Raw genomic sequence first — 16,784 nt, 5'->3', positions numbered from 1 at the left:
GGGCGGCGGTGGCGGTGGGGGACCGTTCGGTCCCGGCGGTGCGGGTTTGACGGGTGCCGCGGTGGCCGTGACGGGTGTGGCCGTGACGGGTTTCGCGAGGGGGTGCCGGCCCGTCGGCTGGTCGTGGAACCGCAGCTCGCCGGGCAGGGCCATGTCGTCGACGTGGCGGCCGTGCCGGGCCTGGGTCTGCTGCAGCTCGCGGCCGAAGTCGGCCGCGGTCGCGGGCCGGCGGGCCGGGTCGACGGACATGGCGTGCTCGATGGCGGCGCACACGTCGTCGGGGATGCCGTGGGGGCGCAGGTCCGGGATGGGCTGGCTGGTGATGCGCAGGAACTGCGCGATGATCTCCTCGCCCGTGCGTCGCTCGAACGCGGCGCGGCCGGTGATGAGGGCGAACATGGCCGCGCCGAGGCCGTAGATGTCCGAGGCCGGGGTGGGCGGCTTGCCCTCGAGCACCTCGGGTGCGGTGAAGGCGAGGGATCCGGTGAAGGCGCCGGTGGCGGTTTCGAAGCCGCCGGCGATGCGGGCGATGCCGAAGTCGGTGAGCTGCGGCTCGCCGTACTCGGTGACGAGGATGTTGGCGGGCTTGACGTCGCGGTGCAGGGTGCCGGCGCGGTGGGCGGTCTCGAGGGCGCCGGCGAGCTTGACCCCGACGCGGACGACGTCCCACCACGGCATCGGCCCGTCCCGGCGTACCCGCACCGCCAGCGAGTCGTTGGGGTGGTAGGGCATCACGATGTACGGCCGGCCGGTGGAGGTGACGCCCACCTGGAGGATGTTGACGATGTTCGGGTGGCCGGACAGCCCGCCCATCGCGAACCCCTCGCGCAGGAACCGTTCGCGGTTCTCGGCGTCGAGGTCGGAGGAGAGCACCTTGATCGCGACGGTGCGCCCGAGGGAGCGTTGCCGGCACCGATAGACGACGCCGAAGCCGCCCCGGCCGACGACGAGGGCGTCGTCGAACCCCGCCGCGGCGAGTTCCGCCGCGATCCCCTGCCCCGCGGGGCGGGTGGCTTCCGGATCGAAATCGGCCATGGTTCCCGGCTTTCGGCGTGCGACGCGCTCGGGAGAGTGCTGACTCGAGGATACCGCCGAAGCGCGGGGCCGATCAGTGCCTCGCGCGCAGCCCGTTGGCGAACGGGCAGCCCACGAGGCGGCGCAGGGCGCGGCTCAGGGACTCGACGTCGTCGGCGGGTTCGGGGAACGGAATCCGGACGTCGTGGTCGCCGCGGCCGGACTCGAGTCGCAGGCGCAGGCCGTAACGGTCCAGGCCGAGAGGCCGGATGCGGCCGCGCCGGTCGTTGACGGGGATGTGCCGGGCGATGCGGTGGACGAGGTCGCCGTGGTCCTGCTCGAGGTGCTGCAACCATGCGGACTCGACGGCCGCGAACGGGTCCGGCGCGGCCGCGAGGACGTCGGCGACCTCCACGGACTCGGCGCCGGTGGTGTCGGCGGCGACGACGGACGTGAGCCGTAGGCGCAGCAGTTCGGCGCGGTGCCCGACGTCGAGCAGCGCGGGGTGGGGCAGGGTCGCGGCGATGTCGGCGGCGAGCCGGCGGGGTTCGGCGACGGCGTGGGCGGTGCCGCTGAGCCAGATGAGCGAGCGGACGGGGTTGCGCAGCCGCAGCGGCGAGTGGTCGGTCAGTTCCAGCACGGCGTGCAGGCCCGCGGCGCCGCGCTGCCAGGTCAGCGCGACGGCGGCACAGTCGTCGGGGACGACGACGAGCAGGTCGCCGTCGCTGTGCAGGTGGTGCAGCACCGCGGTGACGGGCGCGGCCCCGTCGGTGGCGAGTACGGCGGAGCCGGTGGCAACTGCGGCGGAGCCGGTGACAACTGCGGTGGAGCCGGTGACAACTGCGACGGAGCCGGTGCGGGCGACGGCGGTGCGGACCGCTTCGGCGGTCGTGGGCGCGGAACGGGCGGTGGTGGCCGGCATCGAATCCTCCTCGAATGGTAGGTGAGGCAAACCTAAGTCATGGTGAGCGGGGTCGCAACACCCCGGCGACTAGCCTGGAGACGTGCCGATCCCGCTCACCCTCGGAATGCCGCCGTCCCGCGAGGAGCCCCGCGGCCTGCTCACCGCACTGCTCACCCGCCGGCATCCGACCCTCGCCGACGCGCTCGCCGCCCCCGCGCTCGACGCGATCGGAGACCCCGTGGTGCCGGTGTCCACGCTGACCGAGGCCCTCGGGGAGACCACCGGGGCGGTGCGGATCGTCGGTGAACTCGACGTCGCCCCCGACGCGGAGCGCCTGGCCGGCCTGCGCCCGGTCCCGGTCCGCTACCAGCTCGACTGCACCGCGGCGGACCTCGACGACGCGCTCGCCGTCGCCGTACCCGCCCCTCTGACCGTCTACGTCGACGCCGGTGACCTGCCCGTGACGGCCCGCGCACTCGTCGGCGCCGGACACAGCCCCGGCCTGCCCACCGGACGCGACGTGGGGGAGATCGCCGACTTCCTGTCCGTCCTCGCCCACGCCGGCACCGGTTACGTCGCCCGAGCCCGCGACGCCGACGAGGTGCTCGCCCTGCTCGCCGCCACCGTCGCGGCCCTGCGCGGCGACGACGTGCGCGCCGCCCTCGCCGCGCCCGACCCCGGCCGGCTGACCGCCCTGATCCCCGAGGCGGCCGCGGCCGTGCGCGAGATCCTGCTCGCCGTCGAGGTCGACGACCCGGCCGGCGTCGCGCGCGACCTCGCAGCCCTCGGCCTGGCGGCGCGATGACCCCGTTGCCGCGATGACCCCGTTGCCGCGATGACAGGGCCCGGACACGTTCGATGCGTACCCTTCTAGGCGTGCCCCGCATCGCCTACTTCGGCCCCACCGGAACCTTCACGGAGATGGCCCTCGCCCGGTTCGAGGACGCCGGCACCTTCGACGGCCCGGTCGAGCGGGTGTCGGCCGCCAGCCCGCCCGCGGCGCTGCAACTCGTGCGCGACGGCGCGGTCGACGGCGCAGTGGTGCCCATCGAGAGCTCGGTGGAGGGCTCGGTGCCCCCCACGATGGACGCCCTCGCGGTCGGCCCGCGCCTGCAGATCGTGGCCGAAACCGAGCTGGACGTCGCCTTCACCGTCGTGGCCCGGCCGGGCATCACGCTCGACGAGGTCCGCATCGTGCACGCCTATCCGGTGGCCGCCGCGCAGGTGCGCCAGTGGATCGTCGACCACATGCCGAAGGCCGACGTGGTGGCCGCCTCGTCCAATGCCGGCGCCGCCGAGGACGTCGCCGCCGGCAAGGCCGACGCCGGCGTGTCCACCGCCCTGGCCGGGCAGCGGCTCGGCCTGCCGGTCCTCGCCGACGGCGTCGCCGACCACGCCGGCGCCCGCACCCGGTTCGTGCTCGCCACCCGGCCCGCCCCCACGCCGGCGCGCACCGGCGTCGACCGCACCTCCGTGATCCTGCAGCTGCCGAACGAACCGGGCTCCCTCGTGCGGGCCATGACCGAGTTCGCCACCCGCGGCATCGACCTCACCCGCATCGAGTCCCGCCCTACCCGCCAGGAATACGGGACCTACTTTTTCCACTTGGACTGTGTCGGCCACATCGACGACGCGCTCGTCGCCGAGGCGCTCAAGGCGCTGCACCGCTTCGCGCAGGTGCGGTTCCTCGGCTCCTGGGCGGCAGTGTCCCAGCACGGTGTGGCCCCGGTATCGGACGAAGAGGATGCGCAGTGGCTGCAACGGCTGCGGCGCGGGGAGGAAGAGCGTTGAGCGGCCGATTGATCCTGGTCCGGCACGGGCAGACGGTGGCGAATGTCGCACGTCGCCTCGACACCAAGCTGCCGGGCGCCGAACTGACCGACCTCGGCGTCGCGCAGGCCCGCACCCTCGGACAGGGCTTCGCGCAGCAGCCGCCGACAGCCCTGTTCGCCTCGCAGGCCCTGCGCGCCCGGCAGACCGCCGAGCACGTCGAACTCGCCGCCCGTGTGACCACCGTCGTCCGCGAAGGCCTGCACGAGGTGCAGGTCGGTGAGCTCGAGGACCGCAGCGACGAGGAATCCCACGCGCTGTTCATGAAGGTGTACGAGTCCTGGCACACCGGCGACCTGCGCGACCGGGTGCCCGGCGGCGAATCCGGCCTCGACGTCCTGGACCGGTACCTGCCGGTGGTCGAGTCGCTGCGCACCGACTACCTCGACGACGGCTCGGGGGACGTCGTCGTGGTCAGCCACGGCGCCGCCATCCGCCTCGTCGCCGCGCACCTCGGCCGGGTGCCGGGCAGCTTCGCGACCAGCAACCACCTCGCCAACACCCAGAGCGTCGAACTGGTCCCGCTGCCCGGCGGCGGCTGGGAGTGCGTGCGCTGGGGCACCTTCCAGGCGCCGTTCCACGACACCGGACGCGCCGGCGCCGACGATCCGATGGGTTAGCCCCCACCTCGTCGTCCGCGCGCCGTGGTGCTTCCTGCGCGCGTCCATCGCTCGCGGGGAGCCCCCGAGTGCGCAGGCGTCCCGGCCGGGGCCGACGCACGGGTATCCTCGAGCCGTCCGAATGTAGCGATCGATAGGTTGGGTACGGCAATGGGAACTTCCACCGACGACACCGTCGCGGACGGTGTCGCTGCGCCGGACTGGCGTCGCCTCGAGCCGATGGAGCTGACTCCCATTCTCTCCGCGGCGCTCGACGCCTTCTACGAGACCGGGTTCCACGGCACCTCGGTACGGGAGATCGCCCGCCGGGTCGGCGTCACCGTTCCCGCGCTGTACTACCACCACGAGAACAAGGAAGGCCTGCTCATCGCGCTGCTCGAGCTCTCGACCAGCGACGTGATGACCCGGGCCTACGCCGCCGACGCCGACGGCGGCGACGATCCGGTGCAGCGGCTCTCCAACGCCATCGAGGCGATCGTGCTGCGCATGACGAACCGTCCCCGCCTCGCCGCCCTCGAGGGCGAGGTGCGCTACCTCAGCCCCGAGAACCGGCAGCGCTACCGCGCGGTGCGCAAGGAGATCGAGAAGCTCGTCTTCGAGATCGTCGAGGACGGGACCCGGCGCGGGGCGTTCGACGTCGAGGATCCGGCCGAGACGACCCGTGCGCTGCTCGGCATGTGCCAGTCCATCCCGCGGTGGTACCACCGCGAGGGCTCCCTGAGCCCGGAGGAGGTGGCGCGCAAGTACGTCGCGATCGCCCTCAAGACGGTCGGCGCCACCCCTCCCCCGAAGCCCTGACGGGCGGGCTCAGCCCCGGCCGAACACCGCCGTCCGCTTCTCCTGGAAGGCGCTCACGCCCTCGTGGAAGTCCGCGGACGCCAGCAGCTCGAGCTGCCCGGCGCGCTCGCGGGTGAACGCGCTGTCGAGCTCGCCGAGGGTCGCGTCGTTGATCGCGTCCTTGGTGGCGTGGAAGGCCTCGACCGGTCCGGCGGCGAGCCGGGTGGCGAGCGCGTCGACGGCGGCGGCGAAGTCGTCGTCGGGGTGCACCTCGGCGATCAGCCCGGCCGCGAGTGCCTCGGTGACGGGCAGCCGTTCGGCGAGCAGCGCCATCTTCAGGGCACGGGCACGGCCGATCGACGCGGCGACGAGTGCGGTCGCGCCGCCGTCGGGCATGAGGCCGATGCGGGTGAAGGCGAGCAGCAGGTAGGCGGACTCGGCCGCGACGGTGAGGTCGCAGCCCAGGGCGAGGGACACGCCGACGCCGGCGGCGGGGCCGTTGACGGCGCCGATGACCGGGCGCGGGAAGGCGCGGATCGCGGCGACGGTGCGGTTGGCGGCGTCGATGGTCCCGGCCGACGGCGGAGCGGACAGGTCCTTGCCGGCGAGGTCGGCGCCGGTGCAGAAGGCGCGACCGGTGCCGGTGAGGACTGCGACGCGCACGGCGTCGTCGCCGGCGTGCTTCTCGAAGGCGTCGGCGACGGCCTCGAGGGTGGCGGTGGTGACGGCGTTCATCCGTGCGGGCCGGTTGAGGGTGACGCGCAGGATGCCGTCGTCGACGGTGACGTCGACGCCGACGGGATCGATGGTCATGGGTCCTCCGGGGGTGGGGTTCTCGGGACGGTCAGGGTCTCTCGGGACGTCAGGGGCGCAGCGCCAGGGCGACCTTGCCGGTGGCGGAGCGATGTGCGAGCGACCGCAGCGCCTCGGCGGCGTGCGTCATCGGGTGGACGGTGGGTTCGGGGATCTGCAGTGCCCCGGAGCGCAGCAGCGGCTCGAGCTGCGCCCATTGCTGGGCGGTGTAGCCGGGGAAGGTACGCACGTATTCGCCCCATCCGGCGCCGAGGACCGAGATGTTCTTGAGCAGAAGACGATTCACTTTGACGGTGGGAATCTCGCCGCCGGTGAAGCCGAGGACCACGACCCGTCCGTTCGGTGCCAGGCTGCGCAGGCTGTCGGTGAACCGGTCGCCGCCGACGGGATCGAGAACGATGTCGACGCCGCGTCCGCCGGTGAGCTCGAGGACCCGGTCCTTGAAGCCCTCCACGGCGACGGTGTGGGTGGCGCGGTTGGCCTTCGCGACCGCGGCCTTCTCCTCGGTGCTCACCACCGCGATGGTCTCGAGTCCGAGCGCGGCCGCGACCTGTAGGGCGGCGACGCCGACCCCGCCTGCGGCGCCGTGCACGAGCACCGTCTCGCCGGCGCGGTAGCGGGCGCGTTCGTCGAGGGCGAAGTGGACGGTCAGGTAGTTCATGAGGAATCCGGCTCCGGCCGTCAGGGACACCGAATCGGGAAGCGGAAAGACGGATTTCGGATCCACCGCGACGGTCTGCTGCCAGGCGCCGCCGGTGGCGAGGACGGCGACGCGCTGCCCCGGGCTCAGGCCGCTGCCGGCCGGGGCGGTGCGCACGGTGCCGGCGCCTTCGACGCCGAGCACGGACGGCAGGGGGCGCACGACCTGGTAGCTCGCTGTGGTCTGCAGCAGGTCTGGGAACGAGACTCCGGCCGCGTGCAGATCGACGACGACGAGGCCGTCCGCGTCGGGCTCGGGAAGGTCCACGAGCCGTACGCCGTCGGGCCCGGTTGCTTCGGTCAGTTGTACCGCCTGCATGAGTTCTCCTGCCGTCCTGGTGGCCGAGCCTGTCTCGGGGCTCCGTGTCTCGGGGGCCCGTGTCTTCGGGAATCCGTGTCGCGGCTCACGCGTACGGCCTCATCCATACCAGAACCGTCTGATCGGACGCTAGTTAGACCAGGCCATTGACCGATCGATCGATCCGTGGTAGTCCTTTAGCGATCGATAAGTAACGCCGACTGTATCCGATAGGGGCGCACATGGCCGACGAGTCCACCGTTACCGAACCTGCCGCACAGTACGAGCGGCGTGGCGGCATCGCCGTCATCACGCTCAACCGCCCCCGGGCGCTCAACGCCGTGAACGCAGCGCTGGCGACGGCGGTCGGCACGCTGCTCGAGCAGGCGGAGGCGGACGACGACGTGCGCGTCGTGGTGCTCACCGGTGCGGGCCGCGCGTTCTGCGCGGGCGCCGACCTCAAGGCCCTGGCCACGGGCGAGAGCATCGCCGCCGACGGGCACCCCGAATGGGGTTTCGCCGGCTATGCCCAGCACTGGATCAGCAAGCCGACCATCGCCGCTGTCAACGGGTTCGCCCTCGGCGGCGGCACCGAGCTGGTGCTCGCGTCCGACCTCGCCGTCGTCGACGAGGAGGCCCAGCTGGGCCTGCCCGAGGTCAAGCGAGGTCTCTTCGCCGCCGCGGGCGGGGTGATCCGGCTCCAACAGCAGATCCCCCGCAAGGTCGCGCTGGAACTGGCGCTGACCGGTGAGCCGATCTCCGCTGCGCAGGGCAAGGAACTGGGCCTGGTCAACCGGGTCGCACCGCACGGCACGGCGCTCGAGATGGCGCTCGGGCTGGCCGAGACCATTGCCGCGAACGCTCCGCTCTCGGTACGCGAATCGAAGTCGATGATCCACCGGACCGCGCACGGCGCCGACTGGGAGCCGGGTGTGTGGGAGGCCAACGCCGCCGCGGTGAAGGTGGTGTTCACCAGCGACGACGCCAAGGAAGGCCCGACCGCCTTCGCACAGAAGCGGCAGCCGGTCTGGAAGGGTCGCTGACCCCCTGATCTCGGCCCGGGGTCTCGTCGATCCCCTCCGGGGCACCCGGGCCGCTCCAACCCTCGAAAGGAACTCCTCATGACCAACGCTGTCATCGTCGACGTGGTCCGCACCGCGGTCGGCAAGGGCAAGCCCGGCGGCGCCCTGTCCGGCACCCATCCCGTCGAGCTGCTCGCCCACGTGCTGCGTGAGATCACCTCGCGCAACGACCTCGACCCCGCCCTCGTCGACGACGTCATCGGCGGCTGCGTCAACCAGGCGGGCGAGCAGGCCCTGAACATCTCCCGCACCGCCCTGCTGTCGGCCGGCTTCCCCGAGTCGGTGCCGGCCACCACCATCGACCGGCAGTGCGGCTCGAGCCAGCAGGCCGCCCACTTCGCCGCCCAGGGCATCATCGCCGGCGCCTACGACATCGTCATCGCGTGCGGTGTGGAGTCGATGAGCCGGGTGCCGATGGGTACCTCGTCGATGGGACAGGACGCCTCCGGCCCGGGCATCGCCGCCCGCTACCCCGAGGGCCTGGTCAACCAGGGCATCTCCGCCGAGCTGATCGCCGCGAAGTGGAAGTTCGACCGCGAGGCCCTCGACGCGTTCTCGGCGCAGTCGCACCAGCGGGCCGCCGAGGCGATCGCCGCCGGCTTCTTCGACAAGGAGATCGTCCCGATCACGGTCACCAATGCCGCCGGTGAGCAGGTCCGGCACACCGTCGACGAGACGGTGCGCGCCGCCACCACCGCCGAGGCCCTGGCCGGGCTGAAGCCGTCGTTCTACACCGAGGCGTACGCCGCGCGCTTCCCGGAGGCCGGCTGGCACATCACCCCGGGCAACTCGTCGCCGCTGACCGACGGGGCGTCGGCGGTGCTGATCATGAGCGAGGAGGCCGCCGCCAAGCTGGGCCTGACCCCGCGGGCGCGGTTCCATTCCTTCGCCGTCGCCGGCGACGATCCGATGTTCATGCTCACCGCCCCCATCCCCGCGACGAAGAAGATCCTGGCCCGCTCGGGTCTGGGCATCGACGACATCGACGCCTACGAGGTCAACGAGGCGTTCGCCCCGGTGCCGCTGATGTGGGCGCACGAGTTCGGGGCGGATCCGGCCCGGCTCAACCCGCGCGGCGGCGCGATCGCCCTCGGCCACGCCCTCGGCTCGTCCGGCACCCGGCTGCTGACCACCCTGGTCAACCACCTCGAGGCCACCGGCGGCCGGTACGGCCTGCAGACCATGTGCGAGGGCGCCGGCATGGCCAATGCCACCATCATCGAACGTCTCTGACCCGCAACCACATCCGAAAGGAATCTCATGATCGTCAACGACAGCGTTGCCGTCGTCACCGGCGGTGCCTCCGGCCTCGGCCTGGCCACCGTCAAGGCCCTGCTCGCCGACGGCGCGCAGGTCGTCATCATCGACCTGCCCTCCTCCAACGGTGAGACCGTCGCCAAGGAGCTCGGCGACCGCGTCCGCTTCGCCGCCGCCGACGTCACCGACGAGGCCGCCGTCGTCGAGGCCCTCGACCTCGCCGAATCGCTCGGCCCGCTGCGCGTCGCGGTCAACTGCGCCGGCATCGGCAACGCCATCAAGACCGTGAGCAAGAAGGGCGCTTTCCCGCTCGCCGACTTCACCAAGATCATCAACGTGAATCTCGTCGGCACGTTCAACGTGATCCGCCTGGCCGCCGAGCGCATCGCCAAGACCGAGCCGATCGACGGCGAGCGCGGCGTCATCATCAACACCGCCTCCGTCGCCGCGTTCGACGGCCAGATCGGCCAGGCCGCCTACTCCGCATCCAAGGGCGGCGTCGTCGGCATGACCCTGCCGATCGCCCGCGATCTCGCGTCGCTGCTGATCCGCGTCGTCACCATCGCCCCCGGCCTGTTCAAGACCCCGCTCCTCGGCTCCCTGCCGGAGGAGGCGCAGGCCTCGCTCGGCCAGCAGGTGCCCCACCCGGCCCGCCTCGGCGACCCGTCCGAGTACGGCGCCCTGGCCGCGCACATCGTCTCCAACCCGATGCTCAACGGCGAGGTCATCCGCCTCGACGGCGCCATCCGCATGGCCCCGCGCTGAGCGCCGCCTGAGCTGATCGACGCGTGAGAGGACGGGGCCGATGACTGTGGAGCCCGCACCCCCCAGGTTCGCGAACTGGCGGGAGTTCGAGCCCCTACAGCTCGGCCCCATCCTCGATCACGCGCTGGAAGCCTTCGGAGAGAACGGTTTCCACGGAACCACCGTCCGCGACCTGGCCCGCCGGGTCGGGGTGACGGTGCCCGCGCTGTACTACCACCACGAGAACAAGGAAGCCGTTCTCGTCACCCTGCTCGACACCGCCGTCCGGGACCTGATCGAACGCGCCCTCGCCGCCGTCGGTGAGGGTGGTGACGACCCCGTCCGGCGCTTCACCAACTTCGTCGAGGCGATCGTGCTGAACTCGACGCACCGCGCCCCGCAGTCCGCACTCGACTCCGAACTGCGGCACGTGTCCCCGCAGAACCGCCGCAACTACGCCGCGACCCGGAAGCGCCTCGAGCTCATGGCCCTCGACCTCGTCGACGACGGGGTCGAGCGCGGCGTCTTCGCCGTCGACGACATCGCCGAATCCGTGCGTGCCCTGCTCGGCATGTGCCAGTCCATCGCCCGCTGGTTCCGGCTCGGCGGCCCGCTCACCCCCGACCAGGTCACCGCCCGCTACACCGTCATCGCCCTGCGCATCGTGGGATACCGGGCCGCGCCGGACCCGCCCAGCGGCTCGTCGCCGGTGCGGAGGAACTGAGCGCCGATCGCCCCCGCCGACCCGACCGTCCTTCGCCCTCCTGGGAGAGAACCGATGCACCGCAACCTTTTCGAAGCCGACCACGAGGCGTACCGGGACACGGTGCGCGAATTCCTCGCCCGCGAGGTCGAACTGCACTACGAACGGTGGGAGACCGAGCGGCTCATCGACCGCTCCGCCTGGCTCGCCGCCGGCAAGTCCGGCATCGTCGGCCTCGGCGTCCCCGAAGAATACGGCGGCTCCGGGGTGACCGACTACCGGTTCCGCTGCGTCGTCGCCGAGGAGATCGCCCGCACCGGCACAACCTCCTTCGGCTCCGGCATGAGCCTGCAGGACGACATCGCCATCCCCTATGTCGCCGACCTCGGCACCGAGGACCAGAAGCGGCGCTGGCTGCCCGGCATGGCCGCCGGGGAGCTGATCGGCGCGATCGCCATGACCGAACCCGGCACCGGCTCGGACCTGCAAGCCGTCAAGACCACCGCCGTGCGCGACGGCGACGACTGGACCCTGACCGGGCAGAAGACGTTCATCACCAACGGTATCCACTCCGATCTGGTCATCGTCGTCGCCCGCACCGACCCGCACGCCGGTGCCCGCGGATTCTCCCTGCTCGTCGTCGAACGCGACATGCCGGGCTTTTCCCGCGGCCGCAAGCTGCACAAGGTGGGCCTGGCCGGGCAGGACACCGCCGAACTGTCCTTCGAGGGCGTGCGGGTGCCGGCCGCGAACCTGCTCGGCACCGAAGGGCAGGGATTCTTCCACCTGATGGAGCACCTGCCCCTCGAGCGCCTCTCCATCGCCGTCGCCGCGATCGCGGCCGCGCGGGCGGCGTACGAGTGGACCAAGGACTACGTGTTCGAACGCAGGGCGTTCGGCAAGCCGATCGGCGACCTGCAGAACACCCGCTTCGCCCTCGCCGAGATGCTCACCGAGATCGAGGTCACCGGCTCGCACATCGACCGGTGCGTCCTGGCGCTCAACGCGGGCGAGCTGACCGCGGTCGACGCCGCCAAGGCCAAATGGTGGGCCAGCGAGCTGCAGAAGCGCGTCGTCGACCGGTGCGTGCAGTTGCACGGCGGCTACGGCTACATGATGGAGTACCCCATCGGCCGCGCCTACGTCGACACCCGCATCCAGACCATCTACGGTGGCACCACCGAGATCATGAAGGAGATCATCGGACGCGACATCGCCGCTGAATACGCCTGATCCACCCCGTATCCGAAGGAGAGACACCATGTTCGATCTGTCCGGCAAGCGGGCACTGGTCACCGGCGGCTCGGCCGGAATCGGGCTGGGCATGGCGCGCGGGCTCGCCTCCGCAGGTGCCGACGTGGCGCTGTGGGGCCGCGGCGCCGAACGCCTCGAGAAGGCGGCGGCCGATCTCGCGACGACCGGGGCGCGCGTGGTGACCCGATCGGTGGACGTGTCCGACGAGGAGGCCGTGCGCGACGGTGTCGCCGCGACGGTCGCGGAGCTCGGCGGCCTCGACATCGTCGTGGTCAACGCCGGAATCGGTGTGCCCCTCGTCAAGTTCGTCGAGTCGAGTACCGAGGACTACCGGAAGGTGACGGCCGCCAACCTCGACGGGGCGTACTTCACCCTGCGCGAGACGGCCAGGGTGCTCGTCGACCAGGGCACCGGCGGATCGGTGATCGTCACCTCCAGCCTGGGTGCGATCCAGGGCGCCGGGCGCAATCAGGCCTACGCCGCCACCAAGGCAGGGGTCCTGGCCCTGGCCAACGGGTGCGCGGTGGAACTCGCCCGGCACCGCATCCGCGTCAACAGCGTGCTGCCCGGCTGGATCGCCACCGACATGACCGGACCGCTCCAGGGCTCCGAATCGTTCACCACGCACGTTATTTCCCGGGTACCGTTGGGCCGGTGGGGAACTCCCGAGGACTTCGCCGGCATCGCCGTGTACCTCGCGAGCGACGCGTCCGCGTTCCAGACCGGATCGTCCACCCTGATCGACGGCGGCTACTCGATCTTCTGACGTCGCCGGAAGTGTTGTCCAGCAAGTTCGTCCACGAGGAGAAGCTATGGCACTGACCGCATTCCTGGAGCTCGAGTTCAAGCCCGACGTGCTCGGGGAGGCCCGCGCGCTGATGGATCGTGTGCTGAAGGAAACCCGCGCGTTCGACGGCTGCCTGGGCCTCGAGGTGCTCGCCGACCGTTCGAACGAGGCCCGCTGGGTGGTCGTGGAGAAGTGGGAGTCGGAGCAGCACGACGCCGCGTACCGCGAGTTCCGGGCCGGGCCCGGTGCGATCACCGATCTCGGTCCGCTGCTCGCGGGTGCGCCGAAGCTGACCTACTACAACGAGGTCTGACCGGCAGGGGTGGGCAGATCCCGCCCTGGGGTGCCTGGCCGGGGGCGGCGCCGTCGCCGACGATCGATACGTCGGATCGACGCCCGCCTACCCGGTCCCGGGAACGGCGGAACCTCCCAGAAAAGGCGGACGCCATGAACATCGAAGAGATGGCCCGGACCCTGCTCACCCTCGACGCCGGTGACGAAGCCGCGCTGCGCAGCGTCGCGGCGATCGAGGACGCCACCTTCGCGGCCTACGCGAGCGACTACGTCGAGGCCATGACGCGGCCCGGCTGCAAGGGCTGCCACGGCGGCTGATCGGCGGGCGTGCAACGGCCGGGGCACCACGGTGCCCCGGCCGTACCGTCCCGACGACCGCCACCGAAGGAACCCCTCATGACCGCTGCGCTGCCGTTGCTGCTGCGCTCGCACCCCCACCTCACCACCGCCTCCGCCGAATCCCGGGACTTCCAGGCTCGCGTCGGGCATCCCGCGGCGACGGATCCGGCGCCGTGTGTCCTCGTCCTCACCCGGGCCGCCGACCGCGAGATCGACGAGCTGTCGCTGTGGCTCGCCGCCCGCGGCATCGCGCTGGTGCGTCTCGACAGCGACCGGTGTGCCGACACGGACGTGCAGTGGGATCCGTTCGCCGGCCTGCTCACCCGCGACGGCCGGACGTTCCGGCCCCGGGTGTGCTGGCTGCGCTACTTCGACGTCGACGCACTGCGCACCGCGCAGACCACCCCCGACGCAGTGCAGCACGTGCGCGACCAGTGGCAGGCGCTCGTCGCCGCCCTTGCCGCGCACCCCGGCCTGCACACGCTCAACTCCGGGGCCCGGCCCGGAACCCCCGACCGCCTGACCCAGCTCGCCGCCGCCCGCGCGGCTGGGCTGCGTGTGCCCGCCACCCTCGTGACCACGCGGCTCGACGTCGCGGCCCGGGCCCTGCCGGGGCCCGGCGACCTGCTGGTCAAGAGCCTCGGCCGGCACTGCGTCGAACCGCAACCCGGCCGCCTGCGGGGCGTCTACCCGCAGCGCGTCACCCGCGCGTCACTCGACGGCGAACACCGCACGGGCGCACCGGTGCTCGTGCAGGAGTATGTGGCCGCCGACCGGGAGCTGCGGATCCACGCCGTGGGCGGAACGCTGATCGGCTACGCGGTCACCCGGCCCACCCCCGAGTCGCTGTGGACCCGGCCGGAGTCGATCACCGTGCGGCGCTGCGACATTCCCGCCGACGTGGCCGCATCGCTGCGGACGCTCCTCGACCGGTTCCGGCTCGACCTCGCCGCCTTCGACCTGCTCGACACGCCCGGCGGCCCGGTGTTTCTCGAGGTCAACCCCGAATTCGACTGGCGCTGGACCGAACACGGCGCCGGTGACACCGACACCACGAACGCGGTGCGCGCCCTGATCGCCGCCGCGACCGCCCCCGCCCCCCGAGGAGAGAACCGATGACCCGCGTCGCCGTTGCCGAGTATGCGGTGCTGTTCTGGCGTGACGGCACGCTGGTGTGGGACGACTACCTGCACCACCGGCAGTTCGCGCTCACCCCCGACAGTGAGCGGGTGCTGCGCTGGTTCGCGTCGTGGCGCGAACTCGACAGCATCGCCGAACTGGGGGAGCTGTCGCTCGGAATCGCTCGCCGGCTGCTCGAGGCGCAGGTCCTCGTCGCCGAGGGATCGGCCGAGCACGTCGAACAACAGCAGATGCTCGCCGAGTGGGGCACGTGGGGCCCCTCGGCCCGCTACCTGCACTTCGCGGCCCGCACCGGCTCCGACGTCCGGTTCGCCGACGTGCTCGACGACGAGCTGCGGTCGGCGGCCAAGGCGAGCGAGCAGCCCGCCCCTGCGCCGGCCAAGTCCTACCCGCAGCATCCGATGATTCCCGTGCCCGGCGACCGGCCGGACTCGTCCGCGTGGCGGCGCCCGGGACTCGTCGACGCCCTGTTCGAGCGCCGCTCGGTCCGGCAGTTCACCGCCGACCCCGTGTCCCTGGACGCGGTGGGCACCGTCGCCCGCGTCGCGACGGGACCCGTCGAAGTGATCGACCATCCGCAGGTGGGGCAGGTGCTGTTGAAGACCAGCCCGTCCGCCGGCGCCCGCACCCCCATCGAGCTGTACCTCTACGCGAACCGCGTCGACGGGCTCGCGCCGGGGTTCTTCCACTACGCGCCGCTGCGCGGCGGGCTGGAACGGATCGGCGACAGCGTGCCCGGCTCCGTGCTGGGCGCGGCGCTCGGCGAGCAGCCGTGGCTGTCGGACTGCGCGGCGTTGCTGATCTACACGGCGGTACCGGCCCGGACCCGGTGGCGGTACGAACGTTCCCGCGCCTACCGCGACATCCTCATCGAACTCGGCCACGTCAGTCAGACCGTCCTGCTCACTGCCACCGCGCTGGGCCTGGGCGCGGTGACGGCGACGGCGATGCGCGACCGCGAGCTCGAGGACCTGCTCGGCTGCGATCCCACCGCCGAGCCGGCCCTGGCGGTCACCGCGCTGGGCCGCCCCGCCGCCGGACTCGGGTGACGCCCGTTGTCCGCCGGCGGTGGTGCGCTCCGCAACCCCGACTTCGCGCGGCTGTGCGCCGGTCAGGCGGTCGCGCAGCTCGGCAGCCGCGGCTACGGCGTCGCGATCATGTTGTGGGTGCTCGCGGTCAGCGGTTCGGCCGCGACGGTCGGGCTGGTCTCGACCGTGACGATGGGTGCCTTCACGGCCGCGACGGTCCCGGCCGGCTGGATCGTCGACCGCTTCGATCGCCGTCGCGTCATGATCACCGTCGACGCTTGCTCGGCGGCCGCCGCCGCGGTGCTCGCGGGCTGCGCGTGGCGCGGTCTGTTCCATCCGGTGCCCGTCCTCGTCGCGGTGTCGGTGCTCGGGGCGGGGTGGGCGGTGCGCGGACTCGCCGAGGACGCGGCTGTGCCGCAGGTGGTCGAGCGCGAGCAGATCGGCACGGCGTACGGGCTTTTCGAGGCGCGGGGGTACGCGACCGGGGTGGCCGGCCCGCCGCTCGCGGCGACCCTCTACGGTCTCGGCGCCGCGCTGCCCTTCGCGGGCCATGCCGTGTCGTTCGTGGTGGCGGGAGCGGCCGCGGCCCGGGTGCGCACCCCGCTGCAGGCGCCGCGCGTCCCCGGTTCCGCCGCGGAACGGCCGTGGGCCGCCATCCGGGACGGGGTGCGGTGGTTCGCCGCCCACCCGTTCGTCCGCACCACCGCGGCGCTGACGGCCGTCGCCGAGTTCGTGGTCAACGGCTGTGGTCTGGTGGTGGTCGTGCTCCTGGCCGACAGCGGCGCGCCGTCCTCGACGGTCGGGATCGCGCTCGCCGTCGCCTACGGCGGGGGCATGCTCGGGGCGCTGGCGGTGCCGCGGCTCCGCCGCCGGATCCCGGCCCACCGTCTGCTCGTGCTCTCGGCGGGCCTCGGTGTCCTGGCGGTCCTCGCGGCGGCCACGGGGTCGCCGGTCGTCGCCGCCGCCGGTTATGCCGCCCTGCTGGCGGTGACCCCGTCGTGGTCGGTGGTGGTGACCGCACGCTGTGCCGAACTGGTGCCCGACGAGGTGCGGGGCCGGGTCGGCGCGGCGACCGGGCTGGTCACCTCGTTGCCGGCGATGTTCGCCCCGCTGACGGTGGGCGTGCTGACGACGACCGTCGGCGCGGCGAGCACCGCGTGGATGCTCGCCGCGCTCCTCGGCGGGGTGGTCGTGGCGACCG

General features: G+C 72.4%; 18 protein-coding genes and 1 pseudogene. 15 read left to right on the top strand and 4 right to left on the bottom strand.

Annotated elements, in window-relative coordinates:
• Both G6039_RS20060 and G6039_RS20055 read right to left on the bottom strand, forming a co-directional pair.
• Positions 1–1,035 (bottom strand): serine/threonine-protein kinase (locus tag G6039_RS20060; protein WP_241258847.1); only part of this gene is annotated, 1,035 nt, incomplete at its 3' end.
• Between the two features lie 73 nt (positions 1,036–1,108).
• Entirely contained in the window at positions 1,109–1,936 is an 828-nt protein-coding gene (locus tag G6039_RS20055; protein WP_029546940.1) for a DUF2470 domain-containing protein, read from the bottom strand.
• A gap of 82 nt (positions 1,937–2,018) precedes the next feature.
• Between G6039_RS20055 and G6039_RS20050 the strand changes: the two genes are divergently transcribed.
• From G6039_RS20050 to G6039_RS20035, 4 genes are all read left to right on the top strand, one after another.
• Positions 2,019–2,723: a hypothetical protein gene (locus G6039_RS20050; RefSeq protein WP_029546941.1), complete on the top strand. Its 705-nt coding sequence runs from the start codon at positions 2,019–2,021 to the stop codon at positions 2,721–2,723.
• A gap of 71 nt (positions 2,724–2,794) precedes the next feature.
• Positions 2,795–3,709, top strand: coding sequence for a prephenate dehydratase (gene pheA, locus G6039_RS20045; RefSeq protein ID WP_029546942.1), 915 nt, complete (start codon positions 2,795–2,797; stop codon positions 3,707–3,709).
• Positions 3,706–4,368, top strand: a complete 663-nt coding sequence (locus tag G6039_RS20040) for a histidine phosphatase family protein (RefSeq protein ID WP_006944632.1) — start codon at positions 3,706–3,708, stop codon at positions 4,366–4,368. The genes pheA and G6039_RS20040 overlap by 4 nt, the downstream gene beginning before the upstream one ends.
• Positions 4,369–4,518: 150 nt before the next feature.
• Positions 4,519–5,166 carry a TetR/AcrR family transcriptional regulator gene (locus G6039_RS20035; protein WP_006944631.1) on the top strand — a complete coding sequence of 216 codons (648 nt, stop codon included), beginning with the start codon at positions 4,519–4,521 and terminating at the stop codon, positions 5,164–5,166.
• Between the two features lie 9 nt (positions 5,167–5,175).
• Here G6039_RS20035 and G6039_RS20030 read toward each other — a convergent pair whose 3' ends face one another.
• Together G6039_RS20030 and G6039_RS20025 are read right to left on the bottom strand one after the other, a co-directional pair.
• Complete coding sequence (locus G6039_RS20030; protein ID WP_029546943.1) at positions 5,176–5,958, bottom strand: enoyl-CoA hydratase; 783 nt, start codon at positions 5,956–5,958, stop codon at positions 5,176–5,178.
• Positions 5,959–6,007: 49 nt separating this feature from the next.
• Positions 6,008–6,976, bottom strand: coding sequence for an NADPH:quinone oxidoreductase family protein (locus tag G6039_RS20025; protein WP_006944629.1), 969 nt, complete (start codon positions 6,974–6,976; stop codon positions 6,008–6,010).
• A gap of 221 nt (positions 6,977–7,197) precedes the next feature.
• Here G6039_RS20025 and G6039_RS20020 point away from each other — a divergent pair, with 221 nt between their 5' ends.
• From G6039_RS20020 to G6039_RS19970, 11 genes and pseudogenes are all read left to right on the top strand, one after another.
• The gene (locus G6039_RS20020) at positions 7,198–7,998 is read left to right on the top strand and encodes a crotonase/enoyl-CoA hydratase family protein (protein ID WP_006944628.1); all 801 of its coding nucleotides are present in this window, start codon (positions 7,198–7,200) and stop codon (positions 7,996–7,998) included.
• A 78-nt stretch (positions 7,999–8,076) separates the two neighbouring features.
• On the top strand, positions 8,077–9,270 hold the full coding sequence (locus G6039_RS20015) for a thiolase family protein (protein WP_029546945.1): 1,194 nt from the start codon (positions 8,077–8,079) through the stop codon (positions 9,268–9,270).
• 27 nt (positions 9,271–9,297) lie between these two features.
• Positions 9,298–10,059, top strand: coding sequence for a 3-hydroxyacyl-CoA dehydrogenase (locus tag G6039_RS20010; RefSeq protein ID WP_006944612.1), 762 nt, complete (start codon positions 9,298–9,300; stop codon positions 10,057–10,059).
• Between the two features lie 40 nt (positions 10,060–10,099).
• Positions 10,100–10,762, top strand: coding sequence for a TetR/AcrR family transcriptional regulator (locus G6039_RS20005; protein ID WP_043798285.1), 663 nt, complete (start codon positions 10,100–10,102; stop codon positions 10,760–10,762).
• Between the two features lie 54 nt (positions 10,763–10,816).
• The gene (locus tag G6039_RS20000) at positions 10,817–11,974 is read left to right on the top strand and encodes an acyl-CoA dehydrogenase family protein (protein ID WP_043798288.1); all 1,158 of its coding nucleotides are present in this window, start codon (positions 10,817–10,819) and stop codon (positions 11,972–11,974) included.
• Positions 11,975–12,002: 28 nt separating this feature from the next.
• Positions 12,003–12,761, top strand: a complete 759-nt coding sequence (locus tag G6039_RS19995; protein ID WP_043798289.1) for an SDR family NAD(P)-dependent oxidoreductase — start codon at positions 12,003–12,005, stop codon at positions 12,759–12,761.
• A 46-nt stretch (positions 12,762–12,807) separates the two neighbouring features.
• Positions 12,808–13,095, top strand: a complete 288-nt coding sequence (locus G6039_RS19990; RefSeq protein ID WP_029546949.1) for a putative quinol monooxygenase — start codon at positions 12,808–12,810, stop codon at positions 13,093–13,095.
• Positions 13,096–13,229: 134 nt separating this feature from the next.
• Positions 13,230–13,394: a hypothetical protein gene (locus tag G6039_RS19985; RefSeq protein ID WP_006944596.1), complete on the top strand. Its 165-nt coding sequence runs from the start codon at positions 13,230–13,232 to the stop codon at positions 13,392–13,394.
• 78 nt (positions 13,395–13,472) lie between these two features.
• Positions 13,473–14,534, top strand: coding sequence for an ATP-grasp domain-containing protein (locus tag G6039_RS19980; RefSeq protein ID WP_029546950.1), 1,062 nt, complete (start codon positions 13,473–13,475; stop codon positions 14,532–14,534).
• Positions 14,531–15,604, top strand: a complete 1,074-nt coding sequence (locus tag G6039_RS19975; protein ID WP_029546951.1) for a SagB/ThcOx family dehydrogenase — start codon at positions 14,531–14,533, stop codon at positions 15,602–15,604. The genes G6039_RS19980 and G6039_RS19975 overlap by 4 nt, the downstream gene beginning before the upstream one ends.
• Positions 15,605–15,610: 6 nt before the next feature.
• Positions 15,611–16,753: pseudogene (locus G6039_RS19970) on the top strand (MFS transporter); the annotation flags it as partial.
• Between the last annotated feature and the right edge of the window lie 31 nt (positions 16,754–16,784).

The organism is Rhodococcus aetherivorans (assembly GCF_011058165.1).
In the GTDB taxonomy this organism is placed as follows: Bacteria; Actinomycetota; Actinomycetes; order Mycobacteriales; family Mycobacteriaceae; genus Rhodococcus; species Rhodococcus aetherivorans.
The sequence above is the reverse complement of the archived record's forward strand: the minus strand, read 5'-3'. Positions and strand labels throughout refer to the sequence as shown.

Excerpts from the sequence above, each read along its gene's own strand:
- G6039_RS20055 (WP_029546940.1), bottom strand. The coding sequence starts at position 1,936 with ATGCCGGCCACCACCGCCCGTTCCGCGCCCACGACCGCCGAAGCGGTC.
- G6039_RS20035 (WP_006944631.1), top strand. The coding sequence starts at position 4,519 with ATGGGAACTTCCACCGACGACACCGTCGCGGACGGTGTCGCTGCGCCG.
- G6039_RS20030 (WP_029546943.1), bottom strand. The coding sequence starts at position 5,958 with ATGACCATCGATCCCGTCGGCGTCGACGTCACCGTCGACGACGGCATC.
- G6039_RS20025 (WP_006944629.1), bottom strand. The coding sequence starts at position 6,976 with ATGCAGGCGGTACAACTGACCGAAGCAACCGGGCCCGACGGCGTACGG.
- G6039_RS20020 (WP_006944628.1), top strand. The coding sequence starts at position 7,198 with ATGGCCGACGAGTCCACCGTTACCGAACCTGCCGCACAGTACGAGCGG.
- G6039_RS20015 (WP_029546945.1), top strand. The coding sequence starts at position 8,077 with ATGACCAACGCTGTCATCGTCGACGTGGTCCGCACCGCGGTCGGCAAG.
- G6039_RS20010 (WP_006944612.1), top strand. The coding sequence starts at position 9,298 with ATGATCGTCAACGACAGCGTTGCCGTCGTCACCGGCGGTGCCTCCGGC.
- G6039_RS20005 (WP_043798285.1), top strand. The coding sequence starts at position 10,100 with ATGACTGTGGAGCCCGCACCCCCCAGGTTCGCGAACTGGCGGGAGTTC.
- G6039_RS20000 (WP_043798288.1), top strand. The coding sequence starts at position 10,817 with ATGCACCGCAACCTTTTCGAAGCCGACCACGAGGCGTACCGGGACACG.
- G6039_RS19995 (WP_043798289.1), top strand. The coding sequence starts at position 12,003 with ATGTTCGATCTGTCCGGCAAGCGGGCACTGGTCACCGGCGGCTCGGCC.
- G6039_RS19990 (WP_029546949.1), top strand. The coding sequence starts at position 12,808 with ATGGCACTGACCGCATTCCTGGAGCTCGAGTTCAAGCCCGACGTGCTC.
- G6039_RS19985 (WP_006944596.1), top strand. The coding sequence starts at position 13,230 with ATGAACATCGAAGAGATGGCCCGGACCCTGCTCACCCTCGACGCCGGT.
- G6039_RS19980 (WP_029546950.1), top strand. The coding sequence starts at position 13,473 with ATGACCGCTGCGCTGCCGTTGCTGCTGCGCTCGCACCCCCACCTCACC.
- G6039_RS19975 (WP_029546951.1), top strand. The coding sequence starts at position 14,531 with ATGACCCGCGTCGCCGTTGCCGAGTATGCGGTGCTGTTCTGGCGTGAC.